The 21369-nt window shown below is 52.9% G+C and carries 17 protein-coding genes; 11 read left to right on the plus strand and 6 right to left on the minus strand.

Annotation, left to right across the window (positions count from 1 at the left end):
- Positions 1 to 193 precede the first annotated feature (193 nt).
- A complete protein-coding gene (gene leuS / locus PPOP_RS08210; RefSeq protein WP_006285735.1) occupies positions 194 to 2635 on the plus strand; it encodes a leucine--tRNA ligase in 2442 nt (813 codons plus the stop codon).
- Here the strand turns inward: leuS and comER are convergent.
- A complete protein-coding gene (gene comER, locus PPOP_RS08215; RefSeq protein WP_006285736.1) occupies positions 2616 to 3461 on the minus strand; it encodes a late competence protein ComER in 846 nt (281 codons plus the stop codon). The genes leuS and comER overlap by 20 nt on opposite strands.
- 137 nt (positions 3462 to 3598) lie before the next feature.
- Here comER and PPOP_RS08220 point away from each other — a divergent pair, with 137 nt between their 5' ends.
- From PPOP_RS08220 to holA, 6 genes are all read left to right on the plus strand, one after another.
- Positions 3599 to 4168, plus strand: coding sequence for a ComEA family DNA-binding protein (locus PPOP_RS08220; RefSeq protein WP_006285737.1), 570 nt, complete (start codon positions 3599 to 3601; stop codon positions 4166 to 4168).
- 114 nt (positions 4169 to 4282) lie between these two features.
- Positions 4283 to 4804: a deoxycytidylate deaminase gene (locus PPOP_RS08225; protein ID WP_042227955.1), complete on the plus strand. Its 522-nt coding sequence runs from the start codon at positions 4283 to 4285 to the stop codon at positions 4802 to 4804.
- Positions 4805 to 4996: 192 nt separating this feature from the next.
- The gene (locus PPOP_RS08230; protein WP_006285739.1) at positions 4997 to 7588 is read left to right on the plus strand and encodes a ComEC/Rec2 family competence protein; all 2592 of its coding nucleotides are present in this window, start codon (positions 4997 to 4999) and stop codon (positions 7586 to 7588) included.
- A gap of 228 nt (positions 7589 to 7816) precedes the next feature.
- Positions 7817 to 8362 (plus strand): RNA polymerase sigma factor, encoded by a 546-nt coding sequence (locus tag PPOP_RS08235; RefSeq protein WP_006285740.1) that lies wholly within the window; start codon positions 7817 to 7819, stop codon positions 8360 to 8362.
- Entirely contained in the window at positions 8359 to 9540 is a 1182-nt protein-coding gene (locus tag PPOP_RS08240) for a hypothetical protein (RefSeq protein ID WP_006285741.1), read from the plus strand. The genes PPOP_RS08235 and PPOP_RS08240 overlap by 4 nt, the downstream gene beginning before the upstream one ends.
- A 312-nt stretch (positions 9541 to 9852) precedes the next feature.
- Positions 9853 to 10899, plus strand: coding sequence for a DNA polymerase III subunit delta (holA, locus tag PPOP_RS08245; protein ID WP_042227957.1), 1047 nt, complete (start codon positions 9853 to 9855; stop codon positions 10897 to 10899).
- An 85-nt stretch (positions 10900 to 10984) separates the two neighbouring features.
- On the opposite strand, the gene rpsT is transcribed toward holA, so the two are convergent.
- The gene (gene rpsT, locus PPOP_RS08250) at positions 10985 to 11257 is read right to left on the minus strand and encodes a 30S ribosomal protein S20 (RefSeq protein WP_006285743.1); all 273 of its coding nucleotides are present in this window, start codon (positions 11255 to 11257) and stop codon (positions 10985 to 10987) included.
- 241 nt (positions 11258 to 11498) lie between these two features.
- Between rpsT and gpr the strand changes: the two genes are divergently transcribed.
- From gpr to lepA, 4 genes are all read left to right on the plus strand, one after another.
- The gene (gpr, locus tag PPOP_RS08255) at positions 11499 to 12500 is read left to right on the plus strand and encodes a GPR endopeptidase (RefSeq protein WP_006285744.1); all 1002 of its coding nucleotides are present in this window, start codon (positions 11499 to 11501) and stop codon (positions 12498 to 12500) included.
- A 183-nt stretch (positions 12501 to 12683) separates the two neighbouring features.
- Positions 12684 to 13907, plus strand: a complete 1224-nt coding sequence (locus PPOP_RS08260; protein WP_006285745.1) for a stage II sporulation protein P — start codon at positions 12684 to 12686, stop codon at positions 13905 to 13907.
- Positions 13908 to 14057: 150 nt separating this feature from the next.
- Entirely contained in the window at positions 14058 to 14447 is a 390-nt protein-coding gene (locus tag PPOP_RS08265; protein ID WP_006285746.1) for a hypothetical protein, read from the plus strand.
- A 131-nt stretch (positions 14448 to 14578) separates the two neighbouring features.
- The gene (lepA, locus tag PPOP_RS08270) at positions 14579 to 16399 is read left to right on the plus strand and encodes a translation elongation factor 4 (protein WP_042227961.1); all 1821 of its coding nucleotides are present in this window, start codon (positions 14579 to 14581) and stop codon (positions 16397 to 16399) included.
- A 625-nt stretch (positions 16400 to 17024) separates the two neighbouring features.
- On the opposite strand, the gene PPOP_RS19355 is transcribed toward lepA, so the two are convergent.
- The 4 genes from PPOP_RS19355 to PPOP_RS08285 all read right to left on the minus strand — a co-directional run bounded on the left by PPOP_RS19355 (position 17025) and on the right by PPOP_RS08285 (position 21068).
- The gene (locus PPOP_RS19355; protein WP_093471015.1) at positions 17025 to 17570 is read right to left on the minus strand and encodes an ATP-binding cassette domain-containing protein; all 546 of its coding nucleotides are present in this window, start codon (positions 17568 to 17570) and stop codon (positions 17025 to 17027) included.
- Entirely contained in the window at positions 17534 to 17905 is a 372-nt protein-coding gene (locus PPOP_RS19360) for an ATP-binding cassette domain-containing protein (protein ID WP_006285749.1), read from the minus strand. The genes PPOP_RS19355 and PPOP_RS19360 overlap by 37 nt, the downstream gene beginning before the upstream one ends.
- Positions 17906 to 18047: 142 nt before the next feature.
- Complete coding sequence (locus PPOP_RS20315; RefSeq protein ID WP_006285751.1) at positions 18048 to 19067, minus strand: IS630 family transposase; 1020 nt, start codon at positions 19065 to 19067, stop codon at positions 18048 to 18050.
- Between the two features lie 75 nt (positions 19068 to 19142).
- Positions 19143 to 21068 carry an ABC transporter permease gene (locus tag PPOP_RS08285; RefSeq protein ID WP_006285753.1) on the minus strand — a complete coding sequence of 642 codons (1926 nt, stop codon included), beginning with the start codon at positions 21066 to 21068 and terminating at the stop codon, positions 19143 to 19145.
- Between the last annotated feature and the right edge of the window lie 301 nt (positions 21069 to 21369).

The following is a 21369-nucleotide window of genomic DNA, read 5'->3' on the forward strand; positions in this document are numbered from 1 at the left end:
TAAGGGCGGGAGGTTTTTTTGGCTGTATCGGAATAGATAAGCGGCGGACACGCGCGTGACGTTTCGGTGGCAGCAGCATGAACCAGGCCCGGTGTCCGGCCGTGTCCTGCGGTTCAAGCATGATGATATTCGCATAAGGTGCGGGGCGGGCTGCGCGCGCAGCCTTTGCCGGGCACGGCAAGGAGGATTACGGATGAGTCAAGAAGTCAACCAGCCGCATGGCTATCAACCGCAAATTTTGGAGAAGAAATGGCAGCAGTACTGGGAGGAGCACAAGACGTTCGCTATGGAGGAGAACTCCGGCAAGCCGAAGTTCTACGCACTCGACATGTTCCCGTATCCTTCGGGCGCAGGGCTGCACGTCGGCCACCCGGAAGGATATACGGCAACCGATATCATTTCCCGATTCAAGCGCATGGGGGGGTACAATGTGCTTCATCCGATGGGCTGGGATGCGTTCGGTCTTCCGGCTGAGCAGCACGCGCTCGACACGGGCGAGCATCCGCGCGACATTACGGTGAAGAACATCAACAATTTCCGCCGCCAGATTAAGTCGCTTGGCTTCTCTTACGACTGGGCCCGGGAGATCAGCACGACCGATCCCGACTATTACAAATGGACCCAGTGGATCTTCATCCAGCTCTACAAGCGCGGACTCGCGTATGAAGCGGAGATTCCGGTGAACTGGTGTCCAGCGCTCGGCACGGTGCTGGCCAACGAGGAAGTGATCGACGGCAAGTCGGAACGCGGCGGCCATCCGGTCATTCGCAAGCCGATGCGGCAATGGGTGCTGAAGATTACGGAATATGCGGAGCGGCTGCTCGAAGATCTGGATGAGCTGGATTGGCCGGAGAGCTTGAAGGATATGCAGCGCAATTGGATCGGACGCTCCGAAGGGGCAGAGGTTCGCTTCGCGATCGACGGACATGAGGATCCTATCATCGTGTTCACAACCCGACCGGACACATTGTTCGGCGCGACATACTGCGTCTTGGCGCCGGAACACGAGCTGGTTGGCCGAATCACGACTTCCGGACAGCAAGCGGCGGTTCAAGCCTACCAAGAGCAGGCTGCGCGCAAGAGCGACCTGGAGCGGACTGATCTCGCGAAGGATAAGACCGGGGTGTTCACCGGCGCGTATGCGATCAACCCGGTGAACGGGGCGAAGCTCCCGATCTGGATTGCCGACTACGTTCTCGCCGGCTACGGAACCGGGGCCATCATGGCCGTTCCGGGTCATGATCAGCGGGACTGGGAATTCGCGAAGCAATTCGAGCTGCCGATCGTGGAAGTTGTCTCCGGTGGAGATGTAACGAAGGAAGCGTTCAGCGGCGACGCGCCGCATGTGAACTCGGACTTCCTGAACGGACTCGGCAATGACCAGGCGATTGCCCGCATGAACGAGTGGTTGTGTACGGAAGGCATCGGCCAGCCTAAGGTTACGTACCGTTTGCGCGACTGGCTGTTCAGCCGCCAGCGATATTGGGGGGAGCCGATTCCGATGATTCATCTGGAAGACGGCACGATGAAGCCGATTCCGGAGTCGGAGCTGCCGCTAATGCTGCCGGAGGTCGATCACATTCAGCCGTCGGGCACCGGCGAATCGCCGCTGGCGAACGTTGCCAATTGGGTGAATACGGTTGATCCGGAGACCGGGATGCGTGCGCGCCGCGAGACGAACACGATGCCGCAGTGGGCCGGAAGCTGCTGGTACTATCTGCGCTACATCGATCCGAAGAACGAGAAGGAGCTGTGCTCCAAGGAGAAGCAGGCTGAATGGCTGCCGGTCGATCTGTATATCGGCGGGGTCGAGCATGCGGTCCTCCACTTGCTGTATGCGCGCTTCTGGCATAAGGTGCTCTACGATATCGGCGTCGTCGACACGAAGGAGCCGTTCCAGAAGCTGGTCAACCAGGGGATGATACTCGGTACGAATGGAGAGAAAATGTCCAAATCGCGCGGCAATGTCATTAATCCGGATGACATCGTGAACGAATTTGGCGCCGATACGCTGCGGATGTATGAAATGTTCATGGGGCCGCTCGAGATTACGAAGCCATGGAACGAGAAGGGCGTCGAAGGCATGTTCCGCTTCCTGAACCGGATCTGGCGCCTGTTCATTGCGGAGGACGGCCAGTTGAACAGCAAGATTACGGACGGGCCGGGAGAAGACAGCTTCATCCGCACCTGGCACAAGACCGTGAAGAAAGTGACCGAGGATATGGAGGCGATGCGCTTCAATACGGCCATCAGCCAACTGATGATCTTCATTAATGACGCATATAAGGCAGAGACGCTGCCGCGCCAGGCGATGGAGAACTTCGTGCAGCTGCTGTCGCCGCTTGCTCCCCATATTGCGGAGGAATTGTGGCAGCGCCTGGGGCATAACGATACCATCACGTATGTGCCGTGGCCATCGTATGACGAAGGATTGACGGTGGACGCCGAAGTGGAGATCGTCATTCAAGTGAACGGCAAGATAGCGGATCGGATTCGAATCGCCGCCGATGCGGATGAAGCCGCCATGCAGGACAAAGCGATGTCTCTGCCGAACGTTCAGGACGCCATGGCAGGCAAGACCGTCCGTAAAGTCATCGCTGTCCAAGGCCGACTCGTCAATATTGTGGTCGGTTAACTTCCTGCCCAACGAGTTGGGAGTGAATCTTTTCCAGGTCCTCTTCATATTTCGCGTGGGTGACATGAATAAGCTGGTGGAACATATCTGCCAGCTCTTCATTCATCAGCCGGAGCGCCTCGGCGGTGATGCCGCCGGGGACAGCTACGCGCTGCTGCAACTGTTCCGGAGTGAACCCCCCTTCCGTCAGGAGCTTGCCGGTGCCCAGCAGCATCTCGCAGGCGAGGCGCGACGCTTCGCCCCGGCCGATACCGGTTGCTTCCGTCGCGGCATCGATCCACCGCTGCAGGAAGAAAGCGATGAACGCCGGTCCGCAGCTGGACAAGTCGGAAGAGATGCGGGTGTACTCCTCATCGATGTGCAGCGGTTGGCTGATGGATGACATCAGCCGCTCCAGGAGCTCCCGATCCTCGGTCTGCATCCGGCTGCCGTACATACAGAGCGAAGAGCCGCTTCGGACATAACTTGTGATGCTCGGGATGATTTTCGCCACTTTGCAGGGCAGCTTTCTCTCCAAGTGCTCAAGCAGCACCGGACTCGTAATCGACACCAGGATGAGATCCGGGTGCGCGGCATGCTGTATCTCCTCCAGGATCGGCTTGAATTCCAACGGCTTGACGCACAGGAAGACAATGTCGCTGAACCGGACCGTGTCCACATTGCTCGGCGACACTTGAAGCCCGGGATGTTGAGATGCAAGGCGCTGTACTTTATCCACCGTACGGTTGCTCGCGATAACCTGCTCCGGTGTCACAGCGTTGGATTGAATCAACGCATTGATCAGCGTTGTCCCCATACTTCCCGTACCGATAAATCCGACCTTCACGGATGTTCCCTCCTTTGTTTGCACATTTGCATATCCTGACGCACAATACCTAATCAATACGAATGGCTATTCTATGTTACTACCTATATGTACGATGGGTTGGCCAATATACGTGTTCTATTGAAAGGAGCATATGGATGAAAAAGAGCCGTCATACGTTATCCTTGCGCGCTTGGGTTGGTTTGACGGGCCTGGCGATTGCCGGGCTGGCCGTCTCCATGGGCTTATGGCTGAAGCCGCAATGGGAGGAGGCTGCGGGCGGGTGGACGCCGCTCAATGAAGCGATTGCCGAGCGTCTCGCTGTCGAGCGAGAGCAAGGTTCCGAATCGTCCTCGAAGGCGGGTCAAAGCATCAGTCGCAGTGCAGGAGACCCGAATCAGCTGCTAACGGTGCAGCCGGATAAGAAGCGGGCAGAATCCGAACCGGGCGAACAAGCGGGCGGCGCTCTCACCTCGACCGAAGCTTCTGCCGCGGCCCCTTCGGCAGACGAGAAGGCGAAGGACGCCGCCAGCGGGCGCATCAATATTAACGAAGCCGATGCGGACGCCTTAATGAAGCTGCCGGGCATCGGTCCGCGCAAGTCGCAAGCCATCGTGATGTATCGGGACAGTTATGGCCCGTTTCAGCGGCTCGAGGATTTGAAGAAGGTCAAAGGAATCGGTCCCGCTATCTTCGCCAAGCTGCGCGATCAAGTCTCGATCGAGTAACGGAACGAGCGTCCGGCTAGGTATCCGGTTGCGCAGCGAAGGCAACGTGCTTAGAATGAAGGTAAGTACGATGGCAGTGGTTATCAGCCTACAACAGACGGGGGAATGAATCGGATGACAACAAGTGTACGCAAAGATTGGGATACCTACTTCATGGATATTGCCTATATGGTGTCTACACGTTCACGCTGTCCTAGGCGGCATGTCGGCACTGTGCTGGTGCAGGGCAAGAAGCTGCTTGGAACGGCCTATAACGGAGCGCCTATGGACGTGCCGGATTGCAGCGAAGCCGGATGCATGATTGTCGAGCAGTATGAGAAGATCGTCGTTGACGGCGAGGAACAGATGGTGAAGAAGGAACGGTGCATCCGCACCATTCATGCGGAGCAGAATCTGCTGCTGTTCACGGATCGGATCGACAGAGAGGGCTCCACGGTATACGTGACGGACGAGCCGTGCTGGACCTGCGCCAATATGTTGGCGAACAGCGGCGTGACGGAGATCGTCTACCACCGTCCTTATCCGAAGGACAGCGAGAAGGTTGCGGCGATGATGAAGCAGAAGGGAATTGCATTCCGGGCGCTGGCCTCCTTTCAGGCGCCGCAGGAAACGATAATGGATACGACAGATTCATAATGAGGGGAAGAACCTCCATGCCGGAATTCCGGGCAAGCCATGAACATCGGTGGCTGCGGAACGATGGCGTGGAGTTTTTTTTGCGTTGGGCGATCCTCGGTTGGATGGCCGCCTGGTCTAGCCGGTACCATGCGGGACAACGGACGCCAAGAAGCATGTCAAGCGAAATGCAGACCAGGAGGTGAAGTTGAAATGCTGTCGAGCAGACCGATTGTTGTCGTGGCCGGCTGTGTCGTCATCGGGATTCACGTTTCGGCCGTATTATCCGCTGTGCACGCCGTACTGGCCGTAACGGGATTGCTGCTAATGCTTCCGCTAGGATGGGCGCTTCGGTGGTGCAGCGGGAAGCAGGCGGCTCTGTACGGAGCGGCGCTTCTATGTTCGGCGTCGCTATACATCGTAACGGAGCACAGCAACGCCAGCCGCTGGACGCCGCCTGCCAATGCCAGCCAGCCGGCAGTAGAGGGGAACTGGGACGGATATATCCTATCTCCGGCAGAGCGTGACGGGGACCGGGTGCAGTTCCAGTTCCGGGCCGTCTCATGGCAGGACGAAGGAGCCGGCCCGCAGCCCGTGAACGAGAAGCTGCTTGTCCAGATCCGGCTATCCGCGCCGTCGGAGCTGGATGCAGTGGCGCGATGGCAGCGAGGCCAGGCCGTGCGCCTTCATGGTCAGATGTCCGCGCCGAGCGACGGATCGAACTTCGGGACGTTCAGCTATCGGGAATATCTTCGGGCGCAACGCATCCATTGGATGATCCAGGTTGCGGGAGCGGAGCAGATCGCCATCATGGACGATTTGAGCCAGAACGGATACCAGCGGGCGGAACAGGTCGTGCAGCAGGCACTTGCCCATGCCGATCAGGTACGCCGTGCGCTGCTGGAGCTTATGGAGCGGCTATATAAGCAGCCGCATCGCGGATATATGCAAGGGCTAGTACTTGGAAGCAGGACGGAATTGGCCCCCGATATATACCTCCATTTCTCGGAGCTGGGCCTGACGCATGTGCTTGCCATTTCGGGACTTCATGTCGGCGTCTTCGCCGGGGCGCTGCTCGGCCTGCTCCGGCTGTTCCGCCTCTCGAAGGAGAAGGGGCTAGCGGTCGTCCAATGCTGCCTCCCGGTTTATATGCTGCTGACGGGAGCGGCTCCTTCGGTAATCCGGGCAGGATTGATGTCGATGGTTTCCCTGTACTGCTTGCGCAAGGGCTGGCTGAAGGACGGACTCCACATTTTGGCCCTCGTCCTGGTAGCGATGCTGCTGTGGAATCCGTATGATGCACTTCAGATCGGCTTTCAACTATCATTCGCCGTGACCGCCGGATTGATTATCGGGGTGCCCCGCGTCGTGCGGCTGCTGCCGGCCTGGCCGCGGTGGCTGTCCGCTTCGGCCGCCGTAACCTTGGTCGCCCAGGCCGTATCTTTTCCGTTGACCGCTTATTATTTCCACCAATTTTCGCTCTTGTCGTTCGCGGCTAACTTCCTGCTCGTTCCGTTCATCAGTCTTGTCGTGCTCCCTGCTGGAACGATCTCGCTCCTTGCGGGCCTACTCTATGAACCATTAGCCCGCCCGATAGCTTGGGTTGTGTCATGGATGAACGAGCTGACGTTCCGGATCGTCGAATGGCTGGCAGCCATCGAAGGCACGAGCTTAATCTGGCCGCAGCTCCCGTTATGGTGGATTGGGGCCTACTACGGCAGTCTATGTCTCGTCTTGTCTTCATGGCGCTGGGCGGCTGTAAATGCAAGAGCGTCGCTTCGCAGCAGGGACGGCGATACGCAGCCGCTTGGCTCATTCGTGGCGGTGCGGGCGTCCCCGCCAGGTATCCGCCGCATCGGCTCCGTCCTGGCGGCCGTTCCGCTCGCCGCGCTTCTTGTCTGGGGCTACAGGGATGGCCTCGGTAGAGATGCTGTAATCAGCTTCATTGATGTCGGCCAAGGCGACAGCATGTTGATTCGTACGGCTTCCGGCAAGCATGTGCTGGTCGACGGAGGAGGAACGACGAATTTCCACAGGCCGGGGGAGCGATGGAGGGAACGCCGCGTGCCATTCGAGATCGGTGAGAAGGTGATCGTTCCCCTGTTGAAGCAGCGGGGCGTCCGGCGGCTGGACGCGGTCGTGCTGACACATGCCGATCAAGATCATGCCGGCGGGCTATTGGCGGTATTGCGGCATATGCCGGTCAGCCGCCTCATTACGAACGGCACGTGGAAGTCTTCGGCGACGATGGTTGAGCTGTACCGGACGGCGCTAGAGAAGCGCATCCCGATCAGCGGTGGACAGGCCGGCAATTCGTGGATGGTCGACGAATGGACCCGGATAGACGTCCTCTATCCGATGCCGGATAACGGTGCGAATCTTCTCCCGGAAGAGGAGGATCAAAATCGCGCCTCCCTCGTTCTGCTGCTGACGCTGACCCATCCGCGCAGCAAGGCGCAGGCGACGATATTGCTGACGGGGGATGTGGAAGCCGATGGAGAACGGCGCATGCTTGACGGCACTGCAGGCCAAGGCCGGCTGCCGCCCGTCGATGTATACAAGGTAGCGCATCACGGAAGCCGGACGTCATCCACACCGGAATGGGTAGAAGCGATGCGGCCGACGGCAGGCGTCATCTCGCTCGGACGCAACAATCGCTTCGGACATCCGCATCCGAACGTGCTGGCCACATTGGCGCGCGTGCAGGTGCCCGTGCTCCGGACCGATCGGGACGGGGAGATCCAGTTCAGGTTGACGGTGCAGGGTTTGAAGGTACGGACAAAGCGTGATAGGATAGTTCTGTAGAGTGAAAGAGAGCCATTTGAAGCACGTCTGCTTGACGTGCTTTTTGCGGCTTGTCACCTTGTTGTATTTGTTGTTGTACCGTACCATACAAATACTAGGTATCTTTTGCTATGCGAAGTGATGAATTTATGCAAAGGAGAAAATAAACTACAATTTGGAAGTGAACCACTGCAACCATTTGCGGCTTACTCACGTCAATGGATATGCAAGAGAGGGGGATAACAGGTAGTGGATTCGGGACTGATACGAGCCGCTCAATCCGGCGATCGCGACGCTTTAATCACTCTTTTGCGTGAAATAGAACAATATGTGTATCGGACAGCTTATTATATTCTTAATCATGAGCAGGATGCACTGGATGCGTCCCAAGAAGCCTTAATCCGGATTTATTCGAAAATTGAATCTTATGAGGAAAAAGCTCAGTTCAAAACATGGGTGCAGCGGATTGTCACGAATATTTGCATTGACAAGTTCCGGCGCAATCGACCGACTGTCTCGATGGATGAGCATGACCTCGTATTTGTCGGGGAAGAGAGTGTAGAGAAGGAAGTCATGTCCGCATACGTGGCTCAGGATATACGTGAGGCAATCGATCGGCTGCCTGAACATCATCGTGCGGTCGTCGTTCTGCGATATCTGCAAGATTTCTCATACAACGAGATTGCGGAGAGCTTGAATTTGCCGTTGAACACCGTCAAATCCTATCTATTTCGCGCCCGGCAACAACTGCAGACGATGCTGCAAGATTATGAGAAAGGGGGTGTACGAGGATGAACTGTTCAGAGGTGATGGAATTGAAGCAATGCAGCTTGGACGGTGGATTGACGCAGTCGGAAGAGAGCCTGATGACAGAGCATATCCGCCGCTGCCCCGCTTGCGTCGAGATGGCAGAGCGGTTAGAGAATATTCATCAAGAACTGGTTCGGTTGCCGCAGGTCACTCCACCTTACAGCTTGGTGGATGCGATTTTGCCTTCATTGCAACAGATAGATAAGCCGCAGGCCGTAGCATCAATACAGAAATGGTATAGCAAGCGGCAATGGCGTGCAGGCGCAGTGGTGGCCGCAGGTCTCGTTTTCGGATTATTCATGGTGATGTTCAAGCCGCCGACGGCGACGGAACAGGCAGGAGATTTCACGGAATTGATGCAATCGGCGCAGGAGTCCGACGCCGCACCGGATTCGAGCCGGCCTCTTCAGATCAATCAACCGGACGGGAAGACGGTGCCGCAGGAAGGCAATCCCGGAACGGATGCGGAAGACAAGGCATCGCACAAGGATCAACAACAGGATGGCCAAGCGCCCGGCGACGCTAGACAGAAGAGGGAGGATGCGCTGAACACAGCGCCGATGAAGCCAGAGGCGGACGGCCAGGCAGGTGGCCGTCACCAGAGCAGGGGGGAAGAACAGGCCCAAAAGCCAGTGGCAACGCCTGCTGAAAAGCAAGACGAGATCGAGAGTCAAGACAAGTTGGCCGAAGAGCCTGCGGCCGGCAAGCAGAACACGGGTACGAAGCAAGTCGAACCGCAGGAGAGCAGGGTGGCGCCATCCATTGCTGCCGTTCCGGGAAATGAAAACCCGGAAAATGGTTCGAGTACCGACACGGGGATAGCGGATAAGGAGCTGGAGCGTCGTTCTCTGTTCGTGGCGTCGAAGGAAGCGACATCGCCGGACGGCAAGTGGATGGTCGTATGGGAGAACGGACAGCTCCTGTTGTACGGTGTCAACGACGCGGAGCAGTCCAAGCTGCAGACACTGGCATTCGCCGACATGCCGGAAGAGCTGATCTGGTCTTCGGATAGCCGTCGTCTGGAGGTGAAGGCGCGCACGGCGGACGGACTACGGCAGTTCCATTATGACGTGTCTTCGAACGGACTGACGGAAGCAGCCGCTGGCGAGGTCGATACGAAGGAGCCTGTCGTGCTGCCCGGCACGACCAAGCCGGCCACCTAGACCGCCGAAGGCTCGCGCGTTGCCAAAAATGGGCAGCGCCATTTCCCCCTCCTCCCTCCGGGAAGCGGCACACATTCGGTGCGGCGCGCGTATGATGAGGTATCAATTAAATGATGCAAGTGACGTTCCCGTACGTCGTATGACCGTTTGCACGGAGTTTCTAGAGCTTCGCTGCAGGCGTTTATCATAGATGGTATGGGACAAAGGGACTTGTGCCGCCCGGCCAGGACTGTGCCGGTCCCTTTGTTTTTTTTGCGGCATTCCACAATTTTTGCTATCATGAAGTGCATAGACAGGGGGAGGCATCAGGCATTGGACATGAAAGTGGCGATGAAAGAGATCCAGCGCGGGGAGCCGTGCCCGTTATATGTACTGTATGGTACGGAAAAATATAGAATGCAAGAGTTTGTTCACTTTTTGCTGGAGCATGTTTTTGAGTCGGAGAACCGGGAATTGGCCGTGATGAAGATGGATACGGCCGAATCCCCAATTGAGGCCGTCATCGAGGAAGCGGAGACGCTGCCGTTTCTCGTGCCCCGCAAGTGCATCCTCGTCAAGGATCAATCGATTTTTGCCTCCGGCAAGGATAAGATGGAGCATCGCACTGAGCGGCTGCTTGAATATATGGAACAGCCGATGGAGACCAGTATCATCGTCTTCCAGGTGCAGGCGGACAAGCTGGATGAGCGCAAAAAGACAGTCAAGACGGCCAAGGCGAAGGCCGCGGTGCTCGCCTTTCAGCCGCTGGGGGCCGAAGAGCTGGCGCAGTGGGTGAAGCGGGAGACGGGCAAGCATCGCTGCTCCATCGCGGAGGAAGCGGTAACGGCCCTGTTGAACGCGGCAGGAACGAATCTGCAGGCACTGGCGGGCGAGATTGAGAAATGCTGCTTGTTCGCCGGGGAAGGCGGCGTCATTGATACAGCGACGATCGAGGGGCTCATTGCCAAAAGTACGGAGCAAAACGTATTCCAATTGGTCGAGGATGTCGTCCGCCATCGCGTCGGCAAGGCATTGGCGACCCTGCATGAGCTGCTGAAGCAGAAGGAGGAGCCGATTAAGATCATGGCGCTCATCGTCAGACAGCTCCGGATGATGCTTCAGGTCAAGGAACTGACGAATCAGAGCTTCACGCAGCAGCAGGCGGCCTCTCAACTCGGAATCCATCCTTATGCGGCCAGAATGGCGGCCGAACAGGCGCGCGCCTATGGAATCAATGTATTGGCCGGTTGGTTGGCCGAGGCGGCGGAGCTCGATTATGAGATGAAGTCGGGGCGGGTGAACAAGACGCTTGGCCTGGAAATGTTCATAATGCGGATGGCGGCGGGCAGCACGCGGAGCGGAACGGCCGGTTCCCGCTAGCCTGCCATCAACACAAGCCCGAAGACGGACGCGCGGCGTTCATCTTCGGGCTTCTTTACTGCATGTAAGTATGAAAGGCTGCCGCTTACGCTTGCGCGAGCAGAGCGTTCAATTTTTGTGCCAAGCGGGACTTCTTGCGGGCAGCTGCATTTTTGTGGACCAAGCCTTTTGTAACGGCTTTGTCCAATTTCTTCGAAGCCAGAGCGATAGCTCCTTTGGCGGTTTCCACTTCATTGTTAGCCAATGCAGCGTCTGCTGCTTTGACAGCCGTGCGAAGTGCGGACTTCTGAGAAGCGTTCAGCAGACGGCGCTTTTCGTTCGTTTTTACACGTTTCACAGCGGATTTAATGTTAGGCATTGCATTCACCTCCGTTGCATCGTAATGCGACAATCGAATCTATACCCTATCCAGATCACCATGATATAGATTCCCAACTCTAAATATTCTAGCATGACATACCCTAAAAAGCAATATGTTCTCCGCGGTATCCCGATTTGCCGGACAGGCATCGGCAGCCGATATTTCCGATGCCCCTGCATAAAGTTGGTCTCCATCACACACAATATCTGCAAAATGGAACTTTTGGGAGGTAGAACTTATGACGACGGATTTGCGCAATTATTCGGTTCGTACCGATTTGGCGCTGGAATCCAGGGAAATGGCATCCCCTGATCGCACCGCGGCCATCCCCGGGGTGCAGGAGCATGTCGAGGAGGAGCGCGGTGTCAAAATAACGCGGATTCACGTGCAGACAGAGGAAGGATCGCGCGCCATCGGCCGCATGCCAGGGCGTTACATTACGATCGAAGTACCGGGGTTGCGGCGCAAAGATACTGACCTCCAGAACCGCGTCGCCACATCGTTCGCGCAGATCTTCGCTTCTTTTCTCGAAGAAATCGGGATCAAATCTACCGGGAAAGTGCTTATCGTCGGTCTGGGGAACTGGAATGTGACTCCCGATTCACTCGGGCCGCTTGTCGTCGAGAATGTGCTGGTCACCCGCCATTACTTCGAGATCATGCCGGATCAAGTTAGCTACGGCTACCGGGAGGTGAGCGCCGTTGCCCCTGGCGTACTCGGCGTGACGGGGATCGAATCAAGCGATATCGTGCAAGGCATCGTCGATCGAATCCGCCCCGATCTTATCATCGCGATCGACGCGCTCGCATCCAAGGCGCTGGAGCGCGTCAATACGACGATCCAGGTTGCTGATATCGGGATTCATCCCGGCTCCGGCATCGGCAACAAGCGGCGCGGGCTGACCCGGGAGATTCTTGGCGTGCCGTGCATTGCCATCGGCGTGCCGACCGTATGCTACGCCTCAACCATCGTCAACAACGCCTTCGAAATGATGCGGGAGCACTTCAAGCAGGAAACGAATCAGACCCGGCAGATTCTCGGAATCCTTGATGAGATCGGTGAACAGGATCGGCTGCTGCTGGTGAAGGAAGTACTGGAGCCGCTTGGCCATGATCTGATCGTGACGCCGAAGGAAGTCGACGAATTCATGGAAGATATGGCCAATATTATCGCCAGCGGCCTGAACGCGGCGCTTCACGAAGCGGTCGACAGCAGCAACGTGTCCGCCTACACGCACTGATCATGAGAGGACGAGGACGCGTTGGAAATCCGAGACGACGGGACGGTCATTCTATTATCTCTTCTTAGTGCGGAGCATCGAAAAATATAGTTCTATCTCATAGAATGCCCTCATAGATTCTACTAAATGCACTCTCGCAATGGATAGAGAGAGTGAGACAGCAGGATAAAGGAGGGCATTGCTATGTTCCAGACGGTCAATGTTGCCAAATGGAAGCAGAAATGGATGCAGACGTTGCTCATGGGACGGACATTTCTGCTATTATCGATTGCTTCTGCCGTGTTTTTTATCGTACTTGGCCTTGGAGGATTGCTGGAACAGAAAATGGAGTCATCGCCGCTCGCTTCAATGAAGGGAGTCGCGGCACAGTTGTCCAGCCGCATTTTTGTCGACATGCTTGCGATGGAACTGCCGAATCTGCCCTCTGGAAAGGGGGGGACTTCCCTTACACGGACACAGATTGCCCAATTCCTCGTACAGATGGCAACCAATGTGAATCCGCTCGATCCACAATCGGTGATCGCCAGAGAAGTTCCGGGATTGAACAGTGAACAAGCGATTCCGCTCCGCTTAGGCATCGGGAATCCATCCGCCAAGGGGCCGGTTGATTATTCTTCGCCTCCGGCGGAATCAACTTTGCCGGAACACGGCGGGGAGCCGGTTGATACTTCTGGCGAGGGGGCACCGCCCCAGACGGAGACGGTGGAGCCCCAGCCCCTGCCGGATACAGAAGGAAGCGGGTCAAGCCCCAATCTGAAAGATTATGTCTTTATCTATCATTCTCATAACCGGGAATCGTGGAATCCGGAATTAAAGAACGAGAGCGCGAATCCGAACGACGCCACAATCAACGTGACGCTGGTCGGCAAGCATTTGCAGAAGGAACTGCAGAAGCGAGGGATCGGAGCCGTTCATTCCAATCAGGACTATGCGTCTACAATCAAAGGGTATAGCTGGAACTATTCTTACAAATACTCGAAGCAAACGGTTAAGCAGGCGATAGCAGGGCATCAGGATCTCCGGTTTTTCTTCGACATTCACCGGGACGCGCTGCGCCGCAAAGATTCGACAGTCGAGATTGAAGGCACCTCTTACGCCCAAGTTTATTTTGTCATCGGCCGCGCCAATCCCGCTTGGAGAGAGAACGAGAAGTTCGCCAAGGAGGTACATGACCGGCTAGAGAAGAAGTATTCCGGCATTTCAAGGGGAATCTGGGGCAAATCGACGGCGCAGGGGAACGGAGAATACAACCAATCGTTGTCGCCGAACAGCGTAATTATGGAGATCGGAGGCATTGACAACACACTGGAGGAAAATTGTCGGACCGCAGAGGTGCTGGCGGAGCTGATTGCCGCGATTGTGCGCGAGAAGACGAATGCGAAGCCGGTAATGAAGCTCGGGCTGTAGGAACAGAAGCGCCTGGCACCGACGCCGGGCCAAGCGCCCGAACAGAATACGGCAAGCCGGAAGAACACGCTGCCGGCGGCCCAGGGTTAAGGTGCTGAAACGGCTTGAACGGGTGGGCCGATGGAAGAATGATATAAGGAGGTTGCCGCTATGTCCCGTTTCGCGAAGCAGGTTGCAGGCATGATCGTTCTGTTGGTTGTCGGCGTCTTTATCGGAATGGAGGTGACCTCCGTCAGCATCGAGCGTATATACGGTCCGGTCGATGCGAGCCGGAACTCCCTCCCCGCCGATACGGCCTGGCCTGAACGGCCCGAGCTAGAGCCGCTCGCGAGCCGTCCGGCCGAACCGGTGCCCGATCAGGGCCAGGAAGCAGCGGTTCCGGACCATCCGCCGCAGAGGTGGCCGCTGGAAGCTGCTCCGCAGCCGCCTGTAGAGGAAGCGGCGGTCAATAAGCTAGCTGATCAGACGGCAGGCTTGCTGCAGACTTTATCGCAAGCGGGCATCCGTGCCATCGTCGGCTTGTTCGACGGATTATTTTGACGAACCCGGATCCGGAAGCGGCCGTTTTTCGATGCTGCGGTCCATAATCGCCTTTATATTGCTGTTGCCCCCTCAATCCGTTATAATGAATGAATTGAAACTTGGCTTAGCGGTGGGGGTATGGAATACGAATGACGGAAATGCTGTCACGACAAAAGAAGATTCGGAATTTTTGTATTATTGCGCATATTGATCACGGCAAGTCAACCCTTGCTGACCGGATTCTTGAATATACGGGAGCGCTGGCCGCCCGGGAAATGCAGTCGCAGGTTCTTGACAATTTGGATCTGGAGCGGGAGCGGGGAATTACGATCAAGCTCCAGGCGGTCCGTCTCACTTACAAGGCGGATGACGGAGAAGAGTATATTCTGAACCTAATCGATACTCCGGGCCACGTGGACTTCACGTATGAAGTATCACGGAGCCTGGCGGCCTGCGAAGGCGCTCTCCTCGTCGTCGATGCGGCGCAGGGCATTGAGGCGCAGACGCTGGCGAATGTCTATCTCGCGCTGGATAACAACCTGGAGATTTTCCCGGTAATCAACAAGATCGATCTGCCAAGTGCCGAACCGGAGCGCGTCAAGCAGGAGATCGAGGACGTGATCGGTCTCGATTGCTCGAATGTGGTGATGGCCTCCGCCAAGACGGGTATCGGCATCCGCGACATTCTTGAGCAGATTGTGAAGGAAGTGCCGGTGCCGACAGGGGATCCGGAGGAGCCGCTGAAGGCCCTTATCTTCGATTCCCATTATGATCCGTACAAAGGCGTCATCGTCTATATCCGGGTTATCGATGGCTCCATCCGCGCGGGCAGCAAGATTAAAATGATGGCGACAGACAAGACGTTCGAAGTCATCGAGGTCGGGGCATTCAAGCCGCGTATGACCATCATTGACGAGCTGAACGTGGGCGATGTCGGCTTCGTCGTCGCCGGCATCAAAAATGTGGGCGACACCCGCGTCGGGGATACGATTACAGATGCGTTGCGTCCGACTGCAGAGCCGCTGCCGGGCTACCGCCGCATCAACCCGATGGTATTCTGCGGACTGTATCCGATTGATACGTCCGACTATAATGATCTGCGCGAAGCGCTAGAGAAGCTGCAACTGAATGACGCTTCGCTCTCCTTCGAGCCGGAGACCTCGTCGGCGCTTGGCTTCGGCTTCCGCTGCGGCTTCCTCGGCTTGCTTCATATGGAGATTATTCAGGAGCGCATCGAGCGCGAATTCAATATTCCGCTCATTACGACGGCGCCAAGCGTAATTTATCATGTAACGCTCACGAGCGGAGAGAAGCTGACGATCGACAATCCGTCGAACTACCCGGATCAGAGCAAGCTCGATTACGTCGAGGAGCCATACGTCAAGGCCTCTATCATCGTTCCGAACGATTTCGTCGGCGCGATTATGGAGCTATGCCAGGGTAAACGCGGCGAGTTCGTCGATATGCAATATCTCGACACGACCCGGGTGACGATTACGTACCAGATTCCACTGTCCGAGATCGTATACGATTTCTTCGATCAGTTGAAATCGAGTACGCGCGGCTATGCCTCGTTCGACTACGAGCTGTCGGGTTACCGCAAATCGAATCTCGTCAAGATGGATATTCTGCTCAACAACGAGCAGGTCGATGCCTTGTCGGTTATCATTCACAAGGATCGGGCGTACCAGCGCGGCAAGCTGCTGTGCGAGAAGCTGCGCGAGCTGATTCCGCGTCAGATGTTCGAAGTGCCGGTCCAAGCGGCGATTGGAACGAAGATCGTCGCCCGCGAGACGGTCAAGGCAATGCGCAAGAACGTATTGGCCAAATGTTACGGGGGGGACATCTCCCGGAAGCGGAAGCTGCTGGAGAAGCAGAAGGAAGGCAAGAAGCGCATGAAGCAGGTCGGCAGCGTGGAAGTGCCGCAAGAAGCGTTCATGGCCGTTTTGAAAATCGACGACCAAAAATAGTGGATGCATCTAGGGTTCGGCGGTTTGGGTGTTTCTTAAAAACCTCTCCCCCACCGTACAGCCACCGAAAGGCGAAAATGGTGGGGGAGTTTCACCTTGCGTCATGTATAAGGCGCTCAAAGATATCTTGCGAGTGATGTAGATATATCAATCTCGAAATTAACAGACTTGCTCCATTACCAACTGATAATCGTGTAAAAATCATTTCAAAAGGTATTCTCTTTTTGAAAAAATGATTTGTGATCCTCCATATGAACAGCAGGTTAAAACCAATAACAAAGAAGCAACGAATACATTACTAGTATAAGGCATTGGAAATAACCACTGAAAAGGGTAAATAGAAAGGGAAAAGCCTCCTCTGGTCATATACTGAAATACACAGTATACACATAAGATGGTGTAGCTGAGAAGTGTATTTTTGGTAAGAACGATACAAAAAAATGAAAGACCCGAAAAGAATAATATACTAACAATTGGTAACACAATAATAAAGTGAACAATATAGAGCAAGGTCATTCGGATTACGCGAATGATTCCAAAAAAGGGCGCACGATAAGGCAAACTCAATAAGCTTTCCTTGCCATCTGACTCTACAATATCCTGACCATTTCTTTAATGTCCAATATTAAAGGATTCGTTCTGCTTTTTGATTCCATACTAAGTAACCTTCCTCAATCGTTGGATTCACTTCAACAGCTGCTTCATCTGGACGTTCCGTTGACAAGACGCGAAGTTCGACTGCATCAGTAGTTACTTCTGTAGAAATAACTTCTCCTTTCATGTGTAATTGATTATATTGCTCAGAACGGACTTTCCACTTCCATACTTTCCCTTTCGCTTGACTCGCCAATGCCTGCAACGATGGAAATGAAGTTGCATGGCCATTTTTGATTACTGCTAATGAACTGCAAGTAGCAGCAATATCTTCAACAATGTGTGTAGATAAAATTACAATTCGCTCTTCTGAAAGTGAGCGTAAAAGATTGCGGAAACGAATTCTTTCTGCTGGATCAAGACCCGCTGTCGGCTCATCGACAAGCACAATTTTCGGGCTTGCGATAAGTGCTTGTGCAATGCCTAACCTTCGTTTCATTCCACCAGAAAATGTACCTACCTTCTTGTTCCGTTCCTCTACTAAATTGACTTTATCCAGTAAAGCTTCGATTTCGATCCTTCGGTTTTTTTATCATGTATTCCTTTGAGTGAAGCAATATAGTCCATACATTCCATAGCTGAAATATTACGGAATACGCCAAAATGTTGAGGTAAATACCCTAGCATTTGACGAACTTCGTCAGGCTGCTTCCTCCAGTTCATTCCCTTGTATTGAATCTCACCGGAGTCAGCAATTAATATGGTTGCTAACGTCCGCATTAATGTTGTTTTGCCAGCTCCATTTGGGCCTAATAAACCAAACAACCCATGATTCATTTTTAAATGAATGGAGTGAAGAATTTTATATTTTCCAAATGATTTATTGAGGTTTTTGACGATAAGCTCACTCATTATACATTCCCCTTTTGAAGCATTCTTAAAGCCATTTCTCCCCAATCCACTAGTGAAACATCTTGATCTTGTAATGTTCCATATACGACCACAAGCATTTTTTTTATTTCTTCTATATAAGTTGAACGAAAGAAGATAGCAATCAAAGTCGAACGCATAGGCGGTCAATGATTTCATGAGGGTACTTCATGATTTCATCCATAAACTGACCGACACGCAGACGGATTTCGGAAACGGTGGAATAGAACACATTGTTGATCACACTGGACTTGAGCCATTTCCAGAGTCCTTCCACGATGTTTAACTGCGGGCTATATGGTGGCGGAAACACAAGCTTAAGCCGATTATTCTGTTCTTTCAGAAACGGCTGAAGCAGCTTTGCATGATGAATCCGGGCATTATCTAACACAAGAACAAGTTTCCCCGTCGGATAAGCCGCGAGGATCTTCTGGAGAAAGGCAAGAAAAGTTTCAGCCGTATAGTATTCGTCTTCTTGCCAAATGATTCGCCCCGTCTCATAGTCAACCGTCGCGAGTAGCTTGACCCCGCGATGCTTGCCCGTGGTTGGAATGATTCGTTGCTTCCCGCGAAGAAACCAGGTTTTCTGAATCGCTTGATAATCCCGAATCATGGATTCATCCTCGAACAGTAAGTGATCGATCTCGTGGTTCAGTAACTTTTTTTTAAATCGGGAAAGGTCGTTTCGGCAAACTGGCGTTGCTTCTCTGGATCTGCTGCCGCGAGCGTGTATGTTGGTTTCGTATAGCTGAGTCCTAAGCGTTCCATCACTCTGGAGATGCCTCGGAGTGAGTAGCGGTGACCTGGCAATGAGTTCAAGCGTCCAGTTGTGCTTGGCTGTAAAGCCGACCTCGTGGGGCACCGAATAGGCGACGGTCTGCTTCAACTGATCTTGCTGTTCCTTGGTTAACCGAGTAGGAGCACCAGATGAATGCTTGAGCCGCAAGGCGACCAATCCGCCGTTTTCGTACGCATGAATGTAATTGCTCACCGTCATTCGATTACGATTCAAAATTTCAGCGATTGCCATCATGGATGTGCCCTTCAAGTGCAAATAGATGGCTTGATAGCGTTCATACATTCGACGCTCTTTGGCTTCTTTCATGGCTTCTTTTACTTTTTCCAGTTCATTATGCTTATCCATGGCGTTCCCCACTTTGTCCGTTTCTTTATCTGTTTCTTATTCGACAAATGGTTCATTTTTCCTCGCCAAGGCTTGCTAAGAAATTTGATTCAACTTATATACTTTGCCCACATGATAAGCATCTGCGATAGCTTTGTACAAAAATTGAATAGGTTGGACGTTCGTTCCCTGGCTTGGAATATTCTCCACCGAACGATACAAAGATGTATGCTGAATATTCTCCGAAGCTAAAAACTCAATCAACGCATGTAAAATGACTGGATTGTGAGCCTCACGCTCCCTATATTGATTATTCCAGAAAAATGTATAGAAAATCGAAGAACTATGGGTAACGGCTTGGTAGTTCGATAAGCCGTACTTATCATTAATATAGAGCGTTCCATCCATGTATTTCATACTGTTGCGATGCTCATAGGAGTAGTATGGAACGACAAACACGTTACTTATATCTTCCCTCAAGTTAAACGATTCAACTTCCAACAAATGAGCGATTTCATCTATTCTATTTTGAATATCTGAAATCATGACATCTGCATCCCGCAAACGATCTGGGGGACGAACAACAGTTACATTGCCATCCTTGCTCCCTATTAATTTACCCGATAACAATGAAACACCGCTTGCCTTCCCTGCAAAAACATTTCGTTGTACTTCGGGCAGATTACTAAATACACTGTCGGAACTGCGGATAGTAATCTGATAATCCGCCTTTTTGCTTCGGATTGAATGAAACGTTAGCAGTTCATAACCATTCCACACGTTTGCAACGTTATAAATCCCAGGTACAGGAATCCACGGAAAATCAGCCGCAAGAAAATAGGAACTATCTTTGATAGGATGAAGCACGCCCGTCTCCCCATTTACATCCATCGAGATTTTCATGCTACCTTCCAGATTAGGCCATTCAATGTGGAGTACATCTCCCTCTCTTTTCCACTCGATTGTTTGATCGTTCAACTTTACATTAGATACTTGTAATCCATGATATAATGTGAATGGAAGCCAGTCATTTTGCTTCCTTCCTAAATGAATAGAAAGCGTCGCTGTATATGAAATTTTATTTTTCTGTTTGGATAGTATAAGATCATAATGATCGACTTCAAATACGTTCGTTGTTGATAGTGGATCTTCCGTCTTGACATACTGTCGATAAAAATGATAGTCATTTTCGTAATATAATAATTCATAGCTCCGAATGCCGCCGCGATCCAATGGGTGTGTGGCCATACATCCGGCAATTGAAGCAAAGATAATACTTACAAATAATAACCCAATTGTTTTCTTTCGTTCATTTGTTGTTTTCTCCCGATGCTTTTGACTTCCGACTGCGACACAAACAGCTATAATGGCTAGCAAGAAGAAAAACAATTTTTTCATCCAAATATCAAAGGAAACACGCAAACCTTCTACTTCTTGATAAGCAGTTTCTAGGTTTTTCTCCCCTTGATTCAAGTAACTAAGCGGAAGCGTCATCCATTTTGCTACATCGGTAGATGGGATAACATAGAGTATGAACTGATTAAGAGGACTCGTCAGAATCCATAACATAAATAAAAGGATCAAACTCCACCAACGAGAAGGAAAGAGCGTCTCCACTGCGTAACCAATGTAACCGCATGACAGCAATGTCATTCCCCAGTATAAAAAAATGTAACTAAAAAGCATGCCCCCGAAAAGAATAAATTCGCTGTGAACATAAACTACCAATCCTATGATTTCTAATGCTGCAAGACAAGTAAAAATAAGCACAACGAGTGACCATGCCGCCAATTTGGCAACGATCCGGATACTATCACCTGGGACTGAAGCCAATGTTTCAGCAAAGCAATATGTCTGTTCTCGCCGCGCGCTAAGCATCCCCATTAAAAACCCAACGATTGAGGCTGCCATACCAATATATCCTGACGATTGCAGAAATTGACCTACTTCTATATGTACACGTAAAAATGCACTATAACCTAAAAGCAAATATACGATTAAAATAACGAATGCAGCCCACATCCAGATACTTCGTTTATATAGTAAGCACTCCATTTTAAATATGGACAAAAAAGCGTTCAAGTTCAATCACCTCTTGGTAGCAGCCGAGACAGCTCCAGTGATAAGCAATGCACCAAGCATAGCGGATACAAATACTTTTTTCGCGATTTTCATTGAGAATACCTTCCTTCTTTATTTTATAACATGACCTATGCAGTCCAAGGTAAACCTTGGTAAATATCCGGTTTGGGCGTAGCCCAAAGAAGCATCAAATCATGCTCCGGCCAAAATAATTCAATAAGCCTTGCAAATGGCTGCACTT

Origin of the sequence: Paenibacillus popilliae ATCC 14706 (genome assembly GCF_000315235.1) — a bacterium.
GTDB classification, from domain to species: Bacteria; Bacillota; Bacilli; order Paenibacillales; family Paenibacillaceae; genus Paenibacillus_B; species Paenibacillus_B popilliae.